The following is a 17,939-nucleotide window of genomic DNA, read 5'->3' as shown; positions in this document are numbered from 1 at the left end:
GTGCAGGAATAAATCCCTGCCAATAACGCTGCCAATTTACAGCGCCTTGCACTAATTAACCTTGTGCTCATTAAAGCCGTCGGCCGTTCCCGGAATTATCTGCTGCTTCATCCTGCAGCGGCAGTTCATCAGGGGACGGAAGGTGCGGTGAAGGAATAGGCTGGCCTGCCCCTTCACCGCACCCACGGCTGCTCCGGCCGTCGGCTCAGGGGCCGCTACTCGCAGCCGACGCCGTCGCCGTCCCGGTCCAGATGCGTGCCGTAGCCGGGGCTGCCGATGTAAACCGGCGCCGCTCCGGCGTTGCGGGCTGCCGTGCAGTTCGGGTAGTAGGCTGGCGCGGGCGGTGCAGGAGCCGGGGCAGGCGCGGGGGCCGGCACCGGAGCCGGGGCGGGAGGCTCCGGGGGAATGTACTGCTGCGCCGCCTGCTCATCGGCCAGGCGCTGGGCCTCAGCAGCCTGGGCATCGGCTAGCGCCTGGTCATCGGCGATACGCTGCGCTTCTGCTGCCTCTGCGGCTGCCCGCTCGTCAGCTTCCTTCTGGTCCGCTGCCGCCTGCCGGTCCGCGAGGATCCGGGTGGAACTGTCCTTGTCCATCCAGATCAAGGCGCCGTCGTCGTCCTCGGTGCAGACAAAGACCACCGATGTGCTGGACGAGAACGACGGCGTGGGAGTGCTGGTGGCCGAAGGCGAGGGGGACTTGGTGGGAACCCGCGACGCCGAGGCCGACGACGACGGCGTCGGGCTGGGGCTGGCCGCGGTCCTCACGGTCTCGGTCTTACCGGCTCCGAAGCACGGCTTACCGGCGACGACCGTGGAAGTCGCCGAAGGAGTCGGAGTCGGGGTTGCGCTCCTGGTTGCGGACGGGGAGGAGGAAGCCGCAGCAGGTTCCGCCTCTTCGGTTCCGCAACCCGCGACGGCCAGGACCACCGCTGTCAGGCCGGCAACCGCGAGAGCCCGCTGACGCCGATGCTGTTCCGATCTGCCGCCCTTGGCCGATTTTGGGCAGGACTGTATAGGTCGAAATAGCAAAGGATCCCCCGGGACGTTAGCAACATTTTTAGATGCAATTGCATCAGCCATAGAGTAACAGTGCCTGTGCAGGACGTTTGACCGTCATACAGTCCCGAACCTAGCCGCAGTGCCCGCTACCGCCGAGGGCCCTTTTTTACAGCCGCACGGTTTTACAGCCTCACGGTTTTACAGCCTCACGGTTTTACGGCCTCACGGTTTTACAGCCTCACGGTTTTACAGCCGCACGGTCCGAAAGCCCACCAGTTGGAAACGCCCGATCCGCAGCGTAAAGACCGGCCACTCCATCGCGGGCCCGCGGGCCCGCTCCGGCTTTGCCTTTCGCTCTCCGGTATCTCTTTCTCCGGTGTCTCTTGCCGCAGCGTCTCGTTCTCTGGCCACGCGCCGCGCCTCCCGCCACCTGCGTCTGGATTCGGCCTCCGCCAAGCGTTCGCGGTGCACGGCGCGGGCCAGGTCTATCGTCATTGCCATCTGCTTCTCCTCCGCTCGGGTTACTTCACGCTAGGTCCGAAAAAAGCGCGGGTGCAGCGGCGATGCGGACATGTCGGGTCCGTATCACCAGAAAAGGCTTACGGCTCGGCTGCCGCAGTTGTCAGGATCCTGAGGGCTAGCCGCTAACTGCCCGCCCGCAAGCCGGGAACGGGCCGCAGCCCTGTCCTCCGGTCAGCCCCGCCGGGTACCGTCGAAGAACGCTTCTTCCGGAGGTCTTGTATGGACTGGCTGGCAGTGTCCCTCCTGGCCCTCGCGGCGCTCGTTCTGGGAACCGCCGCCGGCTGGAGCATCCGGGCAGGCATTGACCGCCGCGACGAAAATGCGGCCCTGAACGCACTCATCACGGATCTGCACCTGAAGCGTCCGCTGGCCCCGATCGAACCGCAGGTGATCGAGGGCGCCGGCGACGAGGAACGCTGCCGCGCCACCGTGCTGGATGCACGCGAGCGCATGATCGAAACCCTCGCCCATCTGCGCAGCGGCTCCGCCAACACCGATGTGCTGATGCGCATGTCCACAGCCTGCACCCGCTACCTCCGTGATTCCTCCCGGGCGCCGGAGCGGTACCAGTTCGCACTGATGGAACTGCGCGAAACTATGGTCGACGGCGTGTTGCTGCTCAGCGACGCCGGCCGGCGCGTGCGCTACCGGGCACCCGGGGAACGGTCCGCCGCCAAGCCCGGCCGCACGCCGTCGCGCCGGCCGAACCGCCTGCTCCGCGGACGTTTATGACACCTGTGTGACGCAGGAAGAGACGCATGACGTCACGCTGCGGAGTTTGCGGCAACGCGGCGTCATTCTCTTGCCCGGACGGCCTCCGCCAAGCTTCCATGGTGGTGTCCGCTTCTCGAATCCGGACATTTCCCATCCAGAGCGGCTGAGAGACCTGGCTCGTTGACGCCGCAGCAACCACCCTTCGGGGCCGGTGCTCATGCCAGGACCGATGGACTCACTTCCCCGTTGGGCCCGAGCTGCAGAGCTGTGCAGCAGCGGCTCCTGCGTGCTCGAATGCCGTGTTCCTCGGTGCGACCCGAGAGGATCCCATGCACGACTCCCCCCGATCCCCCCGCATATTTGCGGCCCGCACCTCCCGCACCTCCCGCACCTCGGTTGCTTCCCGCACTCCCCTGCGGGTCGCGGCGCTCCTGGCCGCGGCGGCACTGACCCTGTCTGCCTGCGGATCCGGTTCCCAGACAGCAGGCACCAACGCCGCGGCCGGGACGTCCGGTGAACCGGTCGACGGCGGCACGCTGGTGTACGCCGAGGTCACCCCCATCAACAACTGGCAGACCCAGGCCGCGCGCTTTTACGAGAAGTCCAACGTGCTGAACTCGGTGCTGGACCGGCTGACCTACTTTGACCCGGAGAAGGGTGAGCTGGTTCCCTGGATCGCCTCGGCCTTCTCGGCCAACGCCGACAGCACCGAATTCACCTTCACCATCCGCCCCGGCGTCACGTTCAGCGACGGCACCCCGCTCGACGCCGCGGCGGTGAAGGCCAACCTGGACAGCTTTGGCCTGGGCCTTCCCGCCGCCCAGATCCAGCCGAACGTGGACTTCGCCGGCTACCAAACCAGCGAAGTAACCGGCACGGACCAGGTGGTGGTCACGTTGAACGCCCCGAACTCCAACTTCCTGCGCGCCACCTCCTCCGTCACTGCCGGACTCGTCTCCCCGGCCACGTTGCAGAAGGACGCGGCCGGGCAGTCGGCCATCTCGTCCATTTCCGGCTCCGGGCCCTTCGTCTACGAATCCGAAAAGCCCGATGAGGAAGTCGTGCTCGCCAAGCGGGACGGCTACGCCTGGGCTCCGGACGGGGCGGAGAACCCGGGCGAGGCCCACCTGGACAAGGTGGTCATCAAATACCTGCCCGAGGTCGCGCACCGCGCCGGCGCCGTGCAGTCCGGCCAGGTAGATCTGGTCCGCGGTCTGCAGCCGGTGGACGAGGCGGCGCTGGCATCCAGCGGCAACCAGGTGCTCGCGGCCGACGGCGTGGACCTCACGGTGAACATGGCCGCCGTGCGGACCGGCAGCGGAAAGCTGGCCGATCCCGCCGTACGGCAGGCCCTGCAGGCGGGCATCGACCGGCAGACCATCAAGGACACGGTGCTCTCCGAGAGCTACACGCTGGCGGCGTCGGTCCTGAACCATCAGGCCCCCGGCTTCGTGGACCTGAGCGCTGACCTGGCCTACAACCCGGAGGAAGCCCGGCAGCTGCTGGACGACGCCGGCTGGCAGGAAGGCAGCGACGGCATCCGCGAGAAGGACGGCGAGAAACTCGAGGTCACCGTCACCAGCTCCAACAACTCAGTGGTCATCAAACCGGCCTTCGAACTGATCGAGCAGCAGTGGCGGGAGATCGGCGTGCAGCTGAACAACCGTGCCGGAGACAACACCTTCCTCACCACGGCCATGCCCGATCCGAAGGTGGAGTTCTTCGGCACCCGCCAGTTCATCTACGGCGGACTCGGTCCCATCTTCGAACCGGCCAACAACACCATGACGCACACGTCGGACCCGGAGCTGAACGCCCTGTTCGCCGCCGAGCGTGCCGCGGCCCCGGGCCCGGAACGGGACGAGGTCCTGGCGGCGGAACAGCAGGCGCTCGTGGTGGACAAGGCCTTCTCCCTGGTCCTCTGGGACGAAGTCCAGGTTTACGGCGCGCACCGCAACACCCACATTGACTTCACCTCCGGCACGGCGCCCATCTTCCAGAGCGCCTGGAAAGCGGACGGCTAAGCATGGCCCGCTATCTGGCACACCGGATCGGGCAGGCCCTGCTGGTGGTCTGGCTCGCCTACACCCTGATTTTCCTCGCCGTGCAGCTGCTGCCCAGTGATCCGGTCACCATCTTCCTGACCTCCGACTCCGCGGTGGACCAGGCCGCGATCGACACCATGAAAGCCCAGTACGGCTACGACCAGCCGCTGCTCATCCAGTACCTGGCGCAGCTGGCAGCGCTGCTGGGCGGCGACGTCGGCTACTCCCTAACCTCGGGCGAACCGGTGACCGAGCGCATCGGCGGAGCCCTCGGTTCCACCCTCGCGCTGGCCGGCTCGGCGCTGGCGGCCGCCGTCGTCATTGCCCTGGCCGTGGTCGCGGCGGCCACCCTGGCACCGTGGCCGGTGCTGCGGCGGACCCTGGCGAACCTGCCGCCGCTGTTTTCCGCCGTACCGGTGTTCTGGCTGGGGCTCGTGCTCCTGGAACTGCTCTCCATCCGGCTGGGCCTGCTGTCGCTGTTCCCCGACGGGTCCTTCCTGTCCCTCGCCGTCCCGGTGCTCGTGCTCGCCGTCCATGTCTCGGCGCCCATGGCGCAGGTGCTGCTCAAGAGCGTGGAGCAGGTTTACCGGCAGCCGTTCATTGACGTGCTCCGGGCCAAAGGCGCTTCTCCGGCCTGGATCTTCTGCCGGCACGCGCTTCAGAACGCCGCCGGACCCGCCCTGTCCATCCTGGGCATCACCGTGGGCACGCTGTTCGCCGGATCCGTCATCACTGAAACCGTGTTTGCCCGCGCCGGCCTCGGCTCGGTGGTCCTGCAAGCGGTCACCACCCAGGACGTGCCCCTGGTCCAGGGCCTGGTGCTGCTCACGGCCACGGTGTTTGTGGCCGTCAACCTCCTCGTGGATCTGCTGCATCCCCTGCTGGATCCGCGCATCCTCAAAGACGCCAGGCAGGGTTCAGCCCCCGCTTTGGCCTCCTGACACCGCTCTCCCGAGGACTTCCCATGACTTTGCTTTCCCCTTCCGCAGCACCCGGCGACGTTGCGCCCGGTGCAACAGACCCGCCCGCCGCACCGGCACGACGACGGCGGCCGGGCTTCCGTCCCGCCCTCGCCCTGACCCTGCTGCCGGTGCTGCTGATCGCCGCTGCGGCGCTCTTTCCCGGGCTCTTCACCGGACAGGATCCGATCAGCGGGATCCCGCAGGAGAAGTTCCAGGCCCCCACTTTCGAGCACTGGTTCGGCACCGACCACCTGGGCCGGGACGTGTTTGCCCGCGTGGTGCACGGAACGTCGCAGACCTTCCTGACCGCCGGCCTGGCCGTGCTGATCGGACTCGTGGCCGGAACCGGAATCGGAGTCCTCGCTGCCACCGGCGGACGCGCCGCTGACGCCGTCACCATGCGTCTGGTCGATGTCCTGCTCGCCGTTCCGGGCTTCCTGATCGCGCTGATCATCGTCACGGCGTCCGCCCCGGGCCCGGTGTCCCTGGGCCTTGGAGTGGGCATCGCCGCCATCGCCTCCTTCGCCCGGGTGGTCCGGGCCGAGGTCCTGCGGGTGCGGAACCTGGAGTTTGTCGAGGCTGCCTTCCTCACCGGCGGCACCTACTGGACTGTGCTGCGCCGGCACCTGCTGCCCAACGCCGCCGGCCCGGTGCTCTCACTCGTCGCCGTGGATTTGGGTGCAGCCATCCTCGTGGTCTCGTCGCTGGGCTTCCTCGGCTTCGGCGCACCTCCGCCCGAGCCTGAATGGGGGCTGCTGATTGCCGAGGGCCGCCAGTATCTGGGCACCGCCTGGTGGATGACCACCCTGCCCGGCCTCGTCATTGTCGCCGCCGTGGTCCTGCTGGCCGCCCTCGGCCGGCAGCTGCTCAAGAGCTTCCGGTTCTGAGAAAGGAATCCCGCATGAACTCCTCCACAGGACCATCTTCCCTCCCGTCCGCCGCTGACTCTCCTGCGCGGTCCCTGCTCTCGGTGCGCGGCCTGACCATCGAGTACGGCCGCGCCCTTTCCCGCTCCGGCAACGCTGCCGCCCCTGCGGCTGCCGGCGTCGACCTCGAGGTGAACCGCGGCGAAGTGGTCGCAATCGTCGGCGAATCCGGGTCCGGAAAATCCACTCTGGCCAAGGCCATCATCGGGCTGCTACCGGATACCGGGCGCATCACCGCCGGGACCATCACCCTCGACGGCCAGGACCTGACCGGACTTGCCGACGGCGGCTTCCGGCGGCTGCGCGGCCGCCGGATCGGCCTGGTTCCCCAGGATCCCGGAGCCTCCCTGGACCCGGTGAAAACGATCGGCTCCCAGGTTGCCGAGATCTTCCGCCTGCACCCCGAGGCCGTACCCCGCGGAAAACGGCTCACCCGGGCGGAACTGCGCGGGGAGGTTATCCGGCTGCTGGAACTCGTCGGCATCGACCGCCCGGAAGAACGCATGCGCCAGTATCCGCATGAACTCTCCGGCGGGCTGAAGCAGCGGGTCCTCATCGCCATCGCCTTCGCCCTGCAGCCGGACCTGCTCATTGCCGACGAACCGACCTCGGCCCTGGACGTCACGGTGCAAAGCCGCGTGCTGGAGGTCTTTGGGCGGCTGGCCACCACCTACGGAACCGCCGTCCTCTTTGTCACGCATGACCTGGCCGTCGCCACCGATTACGCCTCGCGGGTGGTCGTGATGAACAGCGGCCGCATCCGCGAGGACCGCCCGGTGCTGGACATCCTGACTAGGCCCGAGGACCCGTACACCGTGCAGCTGCTCGCGGGGGCCTCCCCCGGACACCGCGCAGACGAACCGCCCGTCCGGCCGCCGTCGTCGTCCGGCATTCCGGCGCTGGAAGTCCACAACCTGACCAAAGTCTTTTCCCGCACCGGCACTGAACGCCGGGCCGTGGACGGAGTGTCCTTTGCGGTCCGCGCCGGCACCACCTTCGCGCTCGTCGGGGAATCCGGCTCCGGCAAATCCACCACCGCCCGGCTGATCCTGCGGCTGCTGGATCCCACCGGCGGCACCGTCCGGATTGCCGGCGAGGACGTCACCGCCACCGCGGGAAAAGCACGGCGGGAACTCTGGCGCAGCCTGCAGCTGGTCTACCAGAATCCGGACACCGCGCTGGATCCGCGGCTGAGCGTCGCGGACATCATCGGCGAACCGCTGCGCAGCTACCGGATTGGGACCAAGGCCGAGCAGAAGGCGCGGGTGGCCGAGCTGCTGGAGCAGGTCAATCTGCCCGCCCGCCTGGGACGGAGCCGGCCGATGGAGCTGTCCGGCGGCCAGCGGCAGCGGGTGGCCATCGCCCGCGCGCTGGCACCGGGTGCCCGGACGCTCGTCCTCGACGAGGCCCTGAGCGCCCTGGATGTCCTGACCCAGGCGCAGGTCCTGGAGCTGCTGAAGTCATTGCAGGAGGAGCTCGGCCTGTCCTACCTGTTCATTTCCCATGACCTGCACGTGGTGGAACAGGTCTCCGACGACGTCGGCGTCATGCACCGCGGGCAGCTGGTCGAAACCGGGACCACAGCGGCGATCTTCGCCAATCCGGCCAGCGAGTACACCCGGCGCCTCCTCGCTGCCAACCCCGGCCACCGGCTCCGCGACCTCGCCGCATCCCGGGATCTGGCCCCTTCCCTAAATCCTGCTCCTTCCCGGGTCTGAACAGTTTCCCCTTCCTTCTTCCTGCACTCTTCCCTTCCGAAAGGAACCGCATGACCAGCACCACCAGCCTTCCCCTGAACCGCCGAACCGACACCCGTCCCGCCGCCCGTCCCGTCACCGGCGAGGCCCGGTACGCGAACCTCGCCGCCCGGTTCCGTCCGGTCTTTGACCGCATTGCCGCCGGAGCCCTGGACCGCGAGCAGTCCCGGACCCTGCCGTTCGAGCAGGTGGGCTGGCTCAAGGACTCCGGCTTCACGGCGCTGCGTGTGCCGGCCGAGCACGGCGGAGACCCGGTCAGCGCCGAACACCTGTTCCGGCTGCTGATCGAACTCGCCGCAGCGGACTCGAATGTGGCGCACCTGCTGCGCTCCCACTTCGCGTTCGGCGAGACCGCCGCCCTGCAGCCGGCCGCCTTCCGGGAGCTCTGGTTTCCGCGGATCCTGGCCGGGCAGATCTTCGGCAACGCCGCCACCGAGCGCTCCGGCAACGTTCTGGGCACCACTTCCACCACGCTGCGGCAGGAGGACGGCCGGTGGCTGCTGCACGGGGAAAAGTACTACACCACCGGCAGCATCTTCGCGGACTGGGTGGTGGTCATGGCCAGCACGGCCGGTGTGGAGGGACGGCAGTACGCCGTCGTGCCCGCCGACGCCCCGGAAGTGAGCATCGCGGATGACTGGGACGGATTCGGCCAGCCGCTCACCGGCACCGGCACCGCCGTGTTTGACGACGTGCCGGTGGACGCCGGAAACATCCTGCAGCGCCAGGTCACCAGCACCCTGGAGCCCGCCTTTTTCCAGCTCTTCCTCCTGGCTGTCCTCGCCGGGATCGGTCGGGCGGCCCTGCGCGATGCCGCGGACCTGGTGCAGTCCCGCACCCGCACCTTCAACACCGGCTCCGGGGAGCTGTTCCGCCACGATCCGATTATTCAGGAACACGTCGGCCGGCTCGCCGCCAACGTGTACACCGCCGAGGCTGTGGTCACCGCGGCGGCCCGCGACCTGGATGCCGCCGCCGATTCCTCCCTGCGGCTTTCCACGGAGGAGGCGTTCCTGCGCGCCGAACTGGCGGTGCAGCAGGCCCACGTGGCGGTGCCCGGCCTGGTGCTGGACGCCGCCAGCGCCCTCTTCGACGTCACCGGAGCCTCCGCCGTCAGCCGGGGCAAGGGGCTGGACCGGCACTGGCGCAACGCCCGCACCGTTGCCACGCACAACCCGAGTGCGTTCAAGGCCCGGTCTGTGGGCGACTACCTGGTCAACGGCACCATCCCCACCGGCCTGCACAGCATCGGCGATGCCCCGTCGTCGTCCCCGCCGTCGTCGTCTACCGACGCAGCGTCCGCTGCCCCTTCGACCTCCGGAGCGATTTCCTGATGGCAACTTTCACGCGACGCCCGCGGCTGCTTCTGAGCGCCTTCGCCATGAACACCACCAGCCACATCCTCGGCGGACTGTGGCGCCACCCGGAGGCGCAGCAGCACCGGTTCAACGAGCTCGGTCTGTGGACGGATCTGGCCGCCCGGCTGGAAGCGGCGAAGTTCGACGCGCTGTTCCTGGCCGACGTCGTCGGGCTCTACGGCAATCACGACGGCGGCTGGGCCTCGCATGTGGAGCGCGGCCTGCAGGTGCCGGCGAATGATCCGCTGGTGCTGCAGTCGGCGCTGGCCGCGCGGACCGAACATCTTGGCCTGGCGCTGACCAGTTCGGTGGTGCAGGCGCATCCGTTCCAGTTTGCCCGGCAGCTGTCCACGCTGGATCATCTGAGCGGCGGCCGGGTGGCGTGGAACATCGTGACCAGCGTACTGGAAAACGCGCACCGCAACTTCGGCGGCGACGGGCTGGCCGAGCACGACAGCCGCTACGACTGGGCCGACGAGTATCTCGAGGTTTGCTACAAGCTGTGGGAGGGCTCCTGGGACGACGGCGCTCTGGTTCAGGACAAGGCCTCCGGGATTCATGCCGATCCGGCGCGGGTGCACAAGATCCTGCACCGCGGCGAGCGCTACTCGGTGGACGGGCCGCACCTGTCCGCGCCCTCCCCGCAGGGCACTCCCGTGCTGTTCCAAGCTGGCAGCTCAGGGCGCGGCCAGCAGTTCGCCGCCGCCAACGCCGAGGCCGTGTTCATCTTCGCTCCGCACACCGCCTACGCGAAGAAAACCACCGATTCCGTCCGGGCGCTGGCCCGCGGTCTCGGCCGGCGCAACGAGGACATCAAGTTCTTTGCGGGACTGTCCTTCGTGGTGGGTTCCACGGAGGCCGAGGTGAAGGCGAAGCAGGCCGAGTACGACGAGTATCTGGATCTGGACGCGATCGTTGCGCACATCGGCGGCGGCATCGGCGTCGACCTCGGCGGGCTGCCGCTGGACACCACGCTGGGCGACCTGCGGACCGACGGCGCCCGCGGCGTGCTGGAGGCGCTGTTCGCGTCGGTGCCCGGCGGGAATCCGACCATCGCCGACGTCGCCCGCTACCGCGCGTACAACCAGCAGATCGCCGGCACCCCGGAGCAGATCGCGGACCAGCTGGAAACCTGGCAGGACGCCGGCGTGGACGGCATCAACATCATCAACCAGATCCTGCCCGGCTCCTATGCGGACTTCATCGACGGCGTGCTGCCGGAGCTGCGGCGCCGCGGCCTCGCCCAGACGGAGTACCGTCCCGGCACCCTGCGGGAGAAGCTGTTCGACGGCGATGCGCGGCTGCCGTCCCGGCATCCGGGCGCCAAGTACCGCGGGGCGTTTTCTACGGTGGAGGTCTAGGAGGCGGGCCGGTCCCGGCTCTGGCCGGGGCCCGGCGGACGCTTAACAAACGAGCGAGCACGCGTTCCCACTCTCTGTTGCTGGTGTTACTGGTGAGACAACACCAGCCCCGTCAGGTGACAAAGGGTGGGAGCGTGTGTCACAAGGGGTCATACCCGCCGCACATGCTCCGGCGTCAGCTCCGCAAGGCTGGTGACGCCGAGCAGCTGCATCACGGTCGTCATCTCGGTACGCAGCAGTTCCAGGGTCCGCTCGGCGCCCTGCCGCCCGCCGGCCATCAGCCCGTACAGGTAGGCGCGGCCAATCAGGGTGAAGTCGGCGCCGGCGGCAATGGCGGCCACGATGTCGCCGCCGGACATGATGCCCGAGTCCAGGATGATCTCGGCGTCGGGCCCGACGGCGGCGCGGACGGCCGGCAGAATGCGCAGCGGCACGGGGGCACGGTCCAGCTGCCGGCCGCCGTGGTTGGACACCACGATCGCGTCCGCGCCGCGGGCGAAGACCTCGACGGCGTCGGCGGGGTTCTGGATGCCCTTGACGATCAGCTTCCCCGGCCACGTCTCGCGCAGCCAGTCCAGGTCAGCCATGTTCAGTGAGGGTTCAAACATGGTGTTCACCGTCTCGGCCAGGGACACTCGCTCCCCCTCGAAGTTGGCGAAGCCGAGCGGTTTGGTGGTGAGGAAGTTGAACCACCACTCCGGCCGGTAGGAGGCGTCAAGGATGGTCTTCGGGGTCAGGGTGGGCGGCATGGTCATGCCGTTGCGGGTGTCCCGCAGCCGGGCCCCGGCCACCGGGGTGTCCACGGTGACGATCAGCGCGCCGTAGCCGGCGGCGGCCGCACGGCTCACCAGTTCCCGGGACCGCTCCCGGTCCTTCCAGAGGTAGAGCTGGAACCACTTGGCGGCGTCGGGCACCGTCTCGGTGAGTTCCTCGATGGATGCCGTGCCCATGGTGGAAAGGGAAAACGGAATGCCGAATGCCGCCGCTGCCTGCGCTCCCCCGATCTCGCCGTCGGAGTGCATCAGCCGGGTCAGCCCGGTGGGTCCGATGCCCACCGGCATCGCAGCTTCAGTCCCGGCGATCTTGGTGCTCAGGTCAACGCTGGTGACGTCGCGCAGCACGTTCGGCACGAATTCGACGTCGTCGAACGCCGCCCGGTTCCGGCGCAGCGTCTGCTCGCCGAAGGAGCCGCCGTCCACATAGTCGAAGGCCGCCGCGGGAATCCGCCGCTTGGCGATGTCCCGCAGTTCCCAGACGTTGGTGGCCCCGGCCAGCCGTGCGCGCCGGCGGTCCAGGTCGAAGGCCTTGAACTGCACGAGGCCGCGGAGTTCGGAGTACTGAGGAATTCGGCGTTTCATGGCTGCTTTCTGGCTCGGTGTGACGCCAGTCTAGGACGGGCGTCACAAAGAGCAGCAGCGGGAAACCGTTCGTTACGCGAGCCCCAACACAGAGGCATACGTACACAGCCCAAAGAGGCGGACAGCCCGGTCCGTCAGAACCGTGCCGCCCGCCCCGCAGGTGCCGAGAAATCAGACCTCGGTGGTCACCTTCCAGGAGGAATGGATGGCGCCGTGGATGTAGTTGACCTCGCCGGCGTCACCAACGACGTCGACGGCGAAGCCCGCCTCCCGCAGCTCGTCCGCCAGGGGTGCGGCCGACGTCGTGCCGTCCGCGTAGACCACCATGGCGGCGGGTGCGGAGAAGCTCTGCTCGCCCTCGATCCATTCGACGGTCTTCTCGGTGATGCGGGTGATCTTCACGTTGCGGTGGATTTTCACGCCGTGCTCGGTGGCGTCCTTGACCGCGGTCCAGCGCCGGGGCATAGCCAGCGGCAGGCCCAGCTGCTGTGTCTCGTGCAGCAGCGTCACGTTGCGGCCGCGCTCGGCGAGGAACTCGGCAAGCTCCAGGCCCACCAGCGAGCCGCCGATCACCACCACGTTCTTGCCCATCGGCAGCCAGAACTTGGTGAACTGGCGGACAAACTCCGGGCTCTTGGTGACGCCGGACAGGCGGCCCAGCTTGCCCAGGGTGCTCAGCACGGCGCCGGCTTCCTCGGCGGTGGCGGTGCCGAGCATCATGGCGCGCAGCGTGTCGCCGGTCTGGACGTTCGGCAGGTCGCCGCCCGGGAAGTCGGGCTTGGGCCGGACGGCGCCGGTCGCGACAATGACCTGGTCCGGGTGCAGGGCACGGATGGATTCCACCGTGGCCTTCGTGTTCAGCTTGACCGCAATGTTCAGGCGCTTGATCTCGGACTTGAACCACTTCAGCAGGCGTTCGTTGTCCGGGGTGGTCATGGTGGAGAACCACATGGTGCCGCCGAGGCGGTCGGATTTGTCGATGACGGTGACCCGGTGGCCGCGCTCGGTCAGGACGCGGGCGCTTTCCAGGCCGGCCGGGCCGGCGCCGACAACCACCACGTGCTTGGTTGCCGAGGCGGGCTTCAGCGGCAGCAGCGCCTCGTTGCCGAGGGCCGGGTTCACCGCGCAGAACGGCGTGTCGTCAAAGAAGTTCTCCGCCACGCACAGGTAGCAGTTGATGCAGGGGCGGACCTGGTCGAACTTGCCGTCGCGGATCTTGTTCGGCAGCTCGGGGTCGGCCAGCAACTGGCGGCCCATCGCAGCAAAGTCGATCTGTCCGGCGGCCAGCGCCTTTTCCGAGATTTCCGGCAGCATGCGGCCGACGGCGATGACCGGCACCGAGACGTGCTTTTTGATCTCGGCGGCGTTCTCCAGGTAGGCGCCCACCTTGTTGGGGAGCGGTCCGTCGGTGAAGTTGTCGAACGGGTTCCGGCCCCAGCCGGTGACGTGGATGGAGTCCGCGCCGGCCTGGACGAACATCTTGGAGGCGCCGATGGCTTCCTCGAGCGACAGTCCGCCCTCCTGCCCGTACTCTTCACCGGAAACCCGGACCAGGATGGCCAGCTGGTTCCCGACCCGTTCCTTGACGGCCTTGATGACTTCGCAGGCCAGGCGGGCACGGTTGGCCAGGGAGCCGCCGTATTCGTCCGTGCGCTTGTTGTCCCGCTGGTTCAGGAACACACCCAGGATGTAGCCGTGGGCGGCGTGGATTTCGATGGCGTCCGCCCCGGACTTCGCGATGCGCTCGGCGGCGTCCGCCCAGGTCTCGATCAGCCAGGAAATGTCCTCGGCGCTCATGTCGCGGTAGACAATCTGCTTGCCGGCGGTGGCTGCGCCCATTTTGCCGAGTTCGGCCGGGGTGCTGTCGGCCAGCGCGGACATGTCGTACTTGTAGTCGGGCTGGTTCGGAGCGAGCACCGGCCGGCCGTTGGCAGTATCCACTCGGGCCACTTTGCCGTGATGCGTGGACTGGATGCAGAGCTTACTGCCGGCGGCGTGCACCGCGTCGGCCAGCGCCTTCAGGCCCGGAATGAACTTGTCCTCCGAGAGGCCCGGCTCCTTCATGGAGGCCGCGCCGAACGGGAAGGCGATCGCACAGGCACCCGTGATGATCAGGCCGGCGCCGCCTTCGGCGCGGGCTACGTAGTGATCGATCTCGGCCTGTTCAATCTCGCCGTGCTCGGAGACGTTCATGTCCATGGCGGGCAGGACAATGCGGTTGGTCGTTTCCATCGGACCGATGCGGCCCGGGGCCATCAGGTGAGGAAAGGTTTTGGTAGTCACGATCATTATGTTACCGCTTACGTTTACGTCGTATACATACGACGGCGGGGTGCAGCACTGCGCGGCTGCGGGGGCGGCGTGCGGGGTGGTGCAGGGGGCGGGTGCCGAGGACATGGTGCAGGCGTGGTGTTGGCCGGATGCGGCGCGAGTGCGGTGCGAATACGGTGCGGGTGCGGGACGGTTTCCGGGTCCCCTGACCCAGCTAAACCGCCGCCGCAAATAAATGGACATAGGATCCCGCTGAATGGGACTGCCGTTGCTGCAGGGTTAAAAGCAGCGAAGCCAGCGGAAATCATCCGCCGGCTTCACTTAGCAACATTCCGCTGACCCCCCACAGGCAGCGGATGTTACGGGATTCTTCGGTTTTCACTCGCGTCTCACACATGTGTGAAGCACGAGTGAAAATATAGCATCGGTCACATGCGGGGTCAAAGTTTTATTTCGCCCGAAGAATGGATCAGGAGTCTTCGTCCAGAATTGCTGCTATCGCCTTCAGCGCCTCGGGGTCCACTGGCCCGAGGGCGCGTGCGGCGAAATTGCGGACTTCCGCGCGGCGCAGGCTGCGGAGCAGCTCCAGCTCGGCTTCCACCCTTTCGGGCAGCTTGCCGCCGTCCTGCAGCAGGTATTCCGGATCCACGTCAAAGACTGTGGCTATGGCGCGCAGGGCCTCGTCCGGCACCACTTGTTCCTTGCCGGACTTCAGCAGTGACCATCTGGTGCGGGAAAGATAGTAACCGGCTTTCTGGGCGCCGTCCCGGATGGCCGGATAGTCAAAGGGTTTGCCCGATTCGGACATGATGACGTCCAAAAGGAGATTGATCTTCCTGGCAAGCGTTTCGGCTCGACGGAGGCCTGCAGTGCGCTCCGGGGAAAGATCAAAATCGTTCACGTATTTCAGCTCCAAGTCATAGCTGCGAGAAAACAGCAGAAGGTTGCCAGTCCAAGCGATGCACCTGACAGCGCCTCCCGCCAGGTATGTTCACGAAGGGACACCCGGCTGAATATCATCAACGGCGATAATATCAACAGCCACGCCCAAGCGCCCCCATATGTCGACATGACCCACAAGGCGGCAAAGGTCATGACCGATACGTGGGCTGAGACGTTGAGCCAGCGGCGGAAAAAGACAAGGCTCACGTTACCCAGGAACAGCGCTGCCACTGTGAGCGGCACCGGCGACGGGACCGGAATCAGGAAGCAGACCACCATGCCGGTGAACGTCAGCACGGCCAGAATCTTGATCCGCAGCCGGTCCGGCAGCCCCCTGCGCTGAAAGGGCCGCTTGGATGCCTTGTAAATGGTGCCCGGGATACCCACGATGCAGGCGAGAAGGGCGACGACGCCGAGCGGCCCAAGTTCCGCTTCGATGCCGGCAAGGAGCACCAGGACTGCCAGGACCAGCGCCGGAGGCAGGACCTTGGAGACGCTAGCCGCCAGTGCGAGCCGTGCGCCGGGCCGGTGAACCGTTGTGCTCAATTCTTCTGCCTATCTTGTCAATGATGTCGATTTCCTCGGGCGTCAGCAGCTCAGGGTTCAGGACCCGGATGTCGCCGATGAAAATGAACCAGCGGTAGAGCTGGGTGTTGGAGGTGCGGCTGTCCAGGGAAATGCTGGCGGCGTCCATCGACCGCCGGCCTTCATCCGTCTGGATCAGGCGGGTGACAATGGGCCGCAGCTTGGCCAGGTCCTGCGAGCGCCGGGTCCGTGTGCGGAAGGTCCCCTGAATCCGTTCCCACAACGGAATGATGAACCCGACGGCGAATCCCATGATCATCAGTGCGAGAAGGACTTGGTATCCGATCACCAGCACGCCAACATAACCGGTGCCGCTTCCCAGTATCTCAGTACCGATCTGCACCATTTTGGCTGCTGCGGCGAGGACCCCGGCTAAGCAGCCGGTGCTGAGGATGTCGAACCCGAGGCGGAACGCCCGGGATTCCCCGCGCCGGTTCCGGCGCAGCGTTTCCACGCCGGTGTATCCGGTGACTGCTCCGAACCAGACAAAGAACATCGCCTGGTACAGGGCGATGGTTGGCGCATCCCCGAAGGTGTCCGTGAAATTGGCGGCAGATCCCCGGGTGTCGGAAACCGCCAGCAGCACTATCTGCGCCAGTCCCAGGATCACCCCGATGCTGATCAGCACCTTCACCTGCCGGCTGGACCGCCCCGTGACCCGCAGCAGCAGACGGCTCAGCTCCGTCATGCCCACGCCCATGAGCAGGTGAACAATCAGGTTGAGGAGGTTCCGGCCGCCCAGCAGCTGGTCGACGGCGAGATACACCGGGTCAATGTTCAGGGTGGCCCCCAGTGCCACCAGCGAAACGGCCGGGAGGATGCCCGGCTTCCAGCCGAACCACAGGCCCAGCAGGCGGATCCCCACCACGCCCCACAGAATGCAGACCGGCAGGACTTGCAGGAGGGTCATATAAAGGTCCGCTCAAAGCCGCTGGGGCTTTGGCGCTCCTCGGGCAGCAGGGCGAGGGAGAGCAGGTAGGCAACGTGCTCGGCGGCCCGTTCGGTCTCATTCCAGTCCAGGGAGCGAGCCAGCATCCGCTTGATGCCCCTGCGGCTGCCGACGTGCTGGAACATGGACGGCATGGCCGTCTCCACCCCGCCGCACCCCTGGTGGCGCAGGAGAATATGCCCAAACTCGTGGCATGCCGCATGCGTGCGGTGCAGCCGGTTGTCGCCGGACGGCAGCAGGATGATCGACTTTGCGTCCTTCTCGATCCACAGACCGGTAACGGCGGGAATTACCGAATGGTCGATGTCTCGAAGTTCAATCGGTTTTCCGTGGGCCTTCGTGACCACGTCCAGCAATTCATCAAAGGTCACGTGTTCGCCGAGATCGAGGGCAGCTACGGCTGCTTCCGAGGCTGCCCGTTCACCGCCGTCGGACTTCCTAAAACGCACTGCCATTAATTCCCCATCGTGTGTTTTCCACATTTCCTGCGTATTTATGGAAAGAGACTGCACCGACTTTATCCCAAAAGGGCTAAAGCGGGCACAGCCGGGCAGTCTTCAGGGGAAGAGCATCAGGGCAGGAGCAGCGCCGCGGCGAAGGCCAGGCATCCGGCTGCATGGCCTGCCAGAACCTGCGTGGGGGTGTGGTCACCGAGCTTCACCCGGGACCATCCGGTGGCTGATGCCAGCAGCAGGGCGAGCGCCGATCCCACCAGCGGGATGGGAGCCAGCAGCGCCAAGCCCACGTAGGCCGCCACCGCCGAATGGACCGAGAGCTTCCACACCAGGTTTGCCGCCAGGCACAGGACCAGCCCGATGAACACTCCCCCGATTTCGCCGAACAGCGCCGCCGGGGCATCCAGGAGGATGAGAAGCAGCGCGCCGACGCCGATGGACGCCGCGGACGCGACCAGGATCGGTGCTCGCTGCTCGCGTCTGCCCACGTGGTGGTCGGTGACCGCCCCGCGCCGCTTCAGCCAGAGGATTCCGGCAAAGGGCAGTCCCACGGTGAAACCCGCCGCCACGATGCCCTGCAGCCAGGTGACGCCGGGGCTGAGCAGGGGCTGCAGCAGCAGGAGCAACCCCACAAGGACGGTCGGGGCGGTGGTTTCGGTGACGATGCGTGCTGCCCGGGTGGAGGCAGCGGAGACGCCCGACGTCGGGACTTGCGTGGTTTCCGGCATCAGACGAT

The 17,939-nt window shown here is 67.1% G+C and carries 16 protein-coding genes and 1 riboswitch; of the genes, 8 read left to right on the top strand and 8 right to left on the bottom strand.

Annotated elements, in window-relative coordinates; translation table 11 throughout:
- Positions 1–215: 215 nt before the first annotated feature.
- Positions 216–593 carry an excalibur calcium-binding domain-containing protein gene (locus M1D40_RS03515; RefSeq protein ID WP_341395584.1) on the bottom strand — a complete coding sequence of 126 codons (378 nt, stop codon included), beginning with the start codon at positions 591–593 and terminating at the stop codon, positions 216–218.
- Between M1D40_RS03515 and M1D40_RS03510 the strand changes: the two genes are divergently transcribed.
- The 8 genes from M1D40_RS03510 to M1D40_RS03475 all read left to right on the top strand — a co-directional run bounded on the left by M1D40_RS03510 (position 574) and on the right by M1D40_RS03475 (position 10,643).
- Positions 574–960 carry a hypothetical protein gene (locus tag M1D40_RS03510; RefSeq protein ID WP_341395583.1) on the top strand — a complete coding sequence of 129 codons (387 nt, stop codon included), beginning with the start codon at positions 574–576 and terminating at the stop codon, positions 958–960. The two genes, M1D40_RS03515 and M1D40_RS03510, sit on opposite strands and share 20 nt — an antisense overlap.
- Before the next feature lie 779 nt (positions 961–1,739).
- Positions 1,740–2,252, top strand: coding sequence for a hypothetical protein (locus M1D40_RS03505; protein WP_461170235.1), 513 nt, complete (start codon positions 1,740–1,742; stop codon positions 2,250–2,252).
- A 129-nt stretch (positions 2,253–2,381) separates the two neighbouring features.
- A riboswitch (SAM riboswitch) is annotated at positions 2,382–2,470 on the top strand.
- A 93-nt stretch (positions 2,471–2,563) separates the two neighbouring features.
- Positions 2,564–4,258: an ABC transporter substrate-binding protein gene (locus M1D40_RS03500; protein WP_461170234.1), complete on the top strand. Its 1,695-nt coding sequence runs from the start codon at positions 2,564–2,566 to the stop codon at positions 4,256–4,258.
- Between the two features lie 2 nt (positions 4,259–4,260).
- Positions 4,261–5,220, top strand: a complete 960-nt coding sequence (locus M1D40_RS03495; RefSeq protein ID WP_461170233.1) for an ABC transporter permease — start codon at positions 4,261–4,263, stop codon at positions 5,218–5,220.
- Between the two features lie 23 nt (positions 5,221–5,243).
- Positions 5,244–6,128, top strand: coding sequence for an ABC transporter permease (locus M1D40_RS03490; protein ID WP_461170232.1), 885 nt, complete (start codon positions 5,244–5,246; stop codon positions 6,126–6,128).
- Between the two features lie 14 nt (positions 6,129–6,142).
- Positions 6,143–7,885, top strand: a complete 1,743-nt coding sequence (locus M1D40_RS03485) for an ABC transporter ATP-binding protein (protein ID WP_461170231.1) — start codon at positions 6,143–6,145, stop codon at positions 7,883–7,885.
- 50 nt (positions 7,886–7,935) lie between these two features.
- Complete coding sequence (locus M1D40_RS03480; RefSeq protein ID WP_461170230.1) at positions 7,936–9,258, top strand: acyl-CoA dehydrogenase family protein; 1,323 nt, start codon at positions 7,936–7,938, stop codon at positions 9,256–9,258.
- Positions 9,258–10,643 carry an LLM class flavin-dependent oxidoreductase gene (locus tag M1D40_RS03475; RefSeq protein ID WP_461170229.1) on the top strand — a complete coding sequence of 462 codons (1,386 nt, stop codon included), beginning with the start codon at positions 9,258–9,260 and terminating at the stop codon, positions 10,641–10,643. Before M1D40_RS03480 ends, M1D40_RS03475 begins: the two co-directional genes overlap by 1 nt.
- Before the next feature lie 149 nt (positions 10,644–10,792).
- On the opposite strand, the gene M1D40_RS03470 is transcribed toward M1D40_RS03475, so the two are convergent.
- From M1D40_RS03470 to M1D40_RS03440, 7 genes are all read right to left on the bottom strand, one after another.
- Positions 10,793–12,001, bottom strand: a complete 1,209-nt coding sequence (locus M1D40_RS03470) for an alpha-hydroxy acid oxidase (protein ID WP_461170228.1) — start codon at positions 11,999–12,001, stop codon at positions 10,793–10,795.
- A 171-nt stretch (positions 12,002–12,172) separates the two neighbouring features.
- Positions 12,173–14,284, bottom strand: coding sequence for an FAD-dependent oxidoreductase (locus tag M1D40_RS03465; RefSeq protein ID WP_461170227.1), 2,112 nt, complete (start codon positions 14,282–14,284; stop codon positions 12,173–12,175).
- A 457-nt stretch (positions 14,285–14,741) separates the two neighbouring features.
- The gene (locus M1D40_RS03460) at positions 14,742–15,173 is read right to left on the bottom strand and encodes a hypothetical protein (RefSeq protein ID WP_341395573.1); all 432 of its coding nucleotides are present in this window, start codon (positions 15,171–15,173) and stop codon (positions 14,742–14,744) included.
- 5 nt (positions 15,174–15,178) lie between these two features.
- Positions 15,179–15,760 carry a hypothetical protein gene (locus M1D40_RS03455; RefSeq protein ID WP_461170226.1) on the bottom strand — a complete coding sequence of 194 codons (582 nt, stop codon included), beginning with the start codon at positions 15,758–15,760 and terminating at the stop codon, positions 15,179–15,181.
- Positions 15,711–16,709, bottom strand: coding sequence for a hypothetical protein (locus M1D40_RS03450; protein ID WP_461170225.1), 999 nt, complete (start codon positions 16,707–16,709; stop codon positions 15,711–15,713). Before M1D40_RS03450 ends, M1D40_RS03455 begins: the two co-directional genes overlap by 50 nt.
- Positions 16,706–17,203, bottom strand: coding sequence for a hypothetical protein (locus M1D40_RS03445; protein ID WP_461170224.1), 498 nt, complete (start codon positions 17,201–17,203; stop codon positions 16,706–16,708). The genes M1D40_RS03450 and M1D40_RS03445 overlap by 4 nt, the downstream gene beginning before the upstream one ends.
- A gap of 116 nt (positions 17,204–17,319) precedes the next feature.
- Positions 17,320–17,931: a phosphatase PAP2 family protein gene (locus M1D40_RS03440; protein ID WP_461170223.1), complete on the bottom strand. Its 612-nt coding sequence runs from the start codon at positions 17,929–17,931 to the stop codon at positions 17,320–17,322.
- Between the last annotated feature and the right edge of the window lie 8 nt (positions 17,932–17,939).

It is taken from the genome of Arthrobacter sp. Z1-15, assembly GCF_054792395.1.
This window is presented reverse-complemented; position numbering and strand designations above follow the sequence as displayed.

Excerpts from the sequence above, each read along its gene's own strand:
- M1D40_RS03515 (WP_341395584.1), bottom strand. The coding sequence starts at position 593 with ATGGACAAGGACAGTTCCACCCGGATCCTCGCGGACCGGCAGGCGGCA.
- M1D40_RS03505 (WP_461170235.1), top strand. The coding sequence starts at position 1,740 with ATGGACTGGCTGGCAGTGTCCCTCCTGGCCCTCGCGGCGCTCGTTCTG.
- M1D40_RS03500 (WP_461170234.1), top strand. The coding sequence starts at position 2,564 with ATGCACGACTCCCCCCGATCCCCCCGCATATTTGCGGCCCGCACCTCC.
- M1D40_RS03495 (WP_461170233.1), top strand. The coding sequence starts at position 4,261 with ATGGCCCGCTATCTGGCACACCGGATCGGGCAGGCCCTGCTGGTGGTC.
- M1D40_RS03490 (WP_461170232.1), top strand. The coding sequence starts at position 5,244 with ATGACTTTGCTTTCCCCTTCCGCAGCACCCGGCGACGTTGCGCCCGGT.
- M1D40_RS03485 (WP_461170231.1), top strand. The coding sequence starts at position 6,143 with ATGAACTCCTCCACAGGACCATCTTCCCTCCCGTCCGCCGCTGACTCT.
- M1D40_RS03480 (WP_461170230.1), top strand. The coding sequence starts at position 7,936 with ATGACCAGCACCACCAGCCTTCCCCTGAACCGCCGAACCGACACCCGT.
- M1D40_RS03475 (WP_461170229.1), top strand. The coding sequence starts at position 9,258 with ATGGCAACTTTCACGCGACGCCCGCGGCTGCTTCTGAGCGCCTTCGCC.
- M1D40_RS03470 (WP_461170228.1), bottom strand. The coding sequence starts at position 12,001 with ATGAAACGCCGAATTCCTCAGTACTCCGAACTCCGCGGCCTCGTGCAG.
- M1D40_RS03450 (WP_461170225.1), bottom strand. The coding sequence starts at position 16,709 with ATGACCCTCCTGCAAGTCCTGCCGGTCTGCATTCTGTGGGGCGTGGTG.
- M1D40_RS03445 (WP_461170224.1), bottom strand. The coding sequence starts at position 17,203 with ATGGCAGTGCGTTTTAGGAAGTCCGACGGCGGTGAACGGGCAGCCTCG.
- M1D40_RS03440 (WP_461170223.1), bottom strand. The coding sequence starts at position 17,931 with ATGCCGGAAACCACGCAAGTCCCGACGTCGGGCGTCTCCGCTGCCTCC.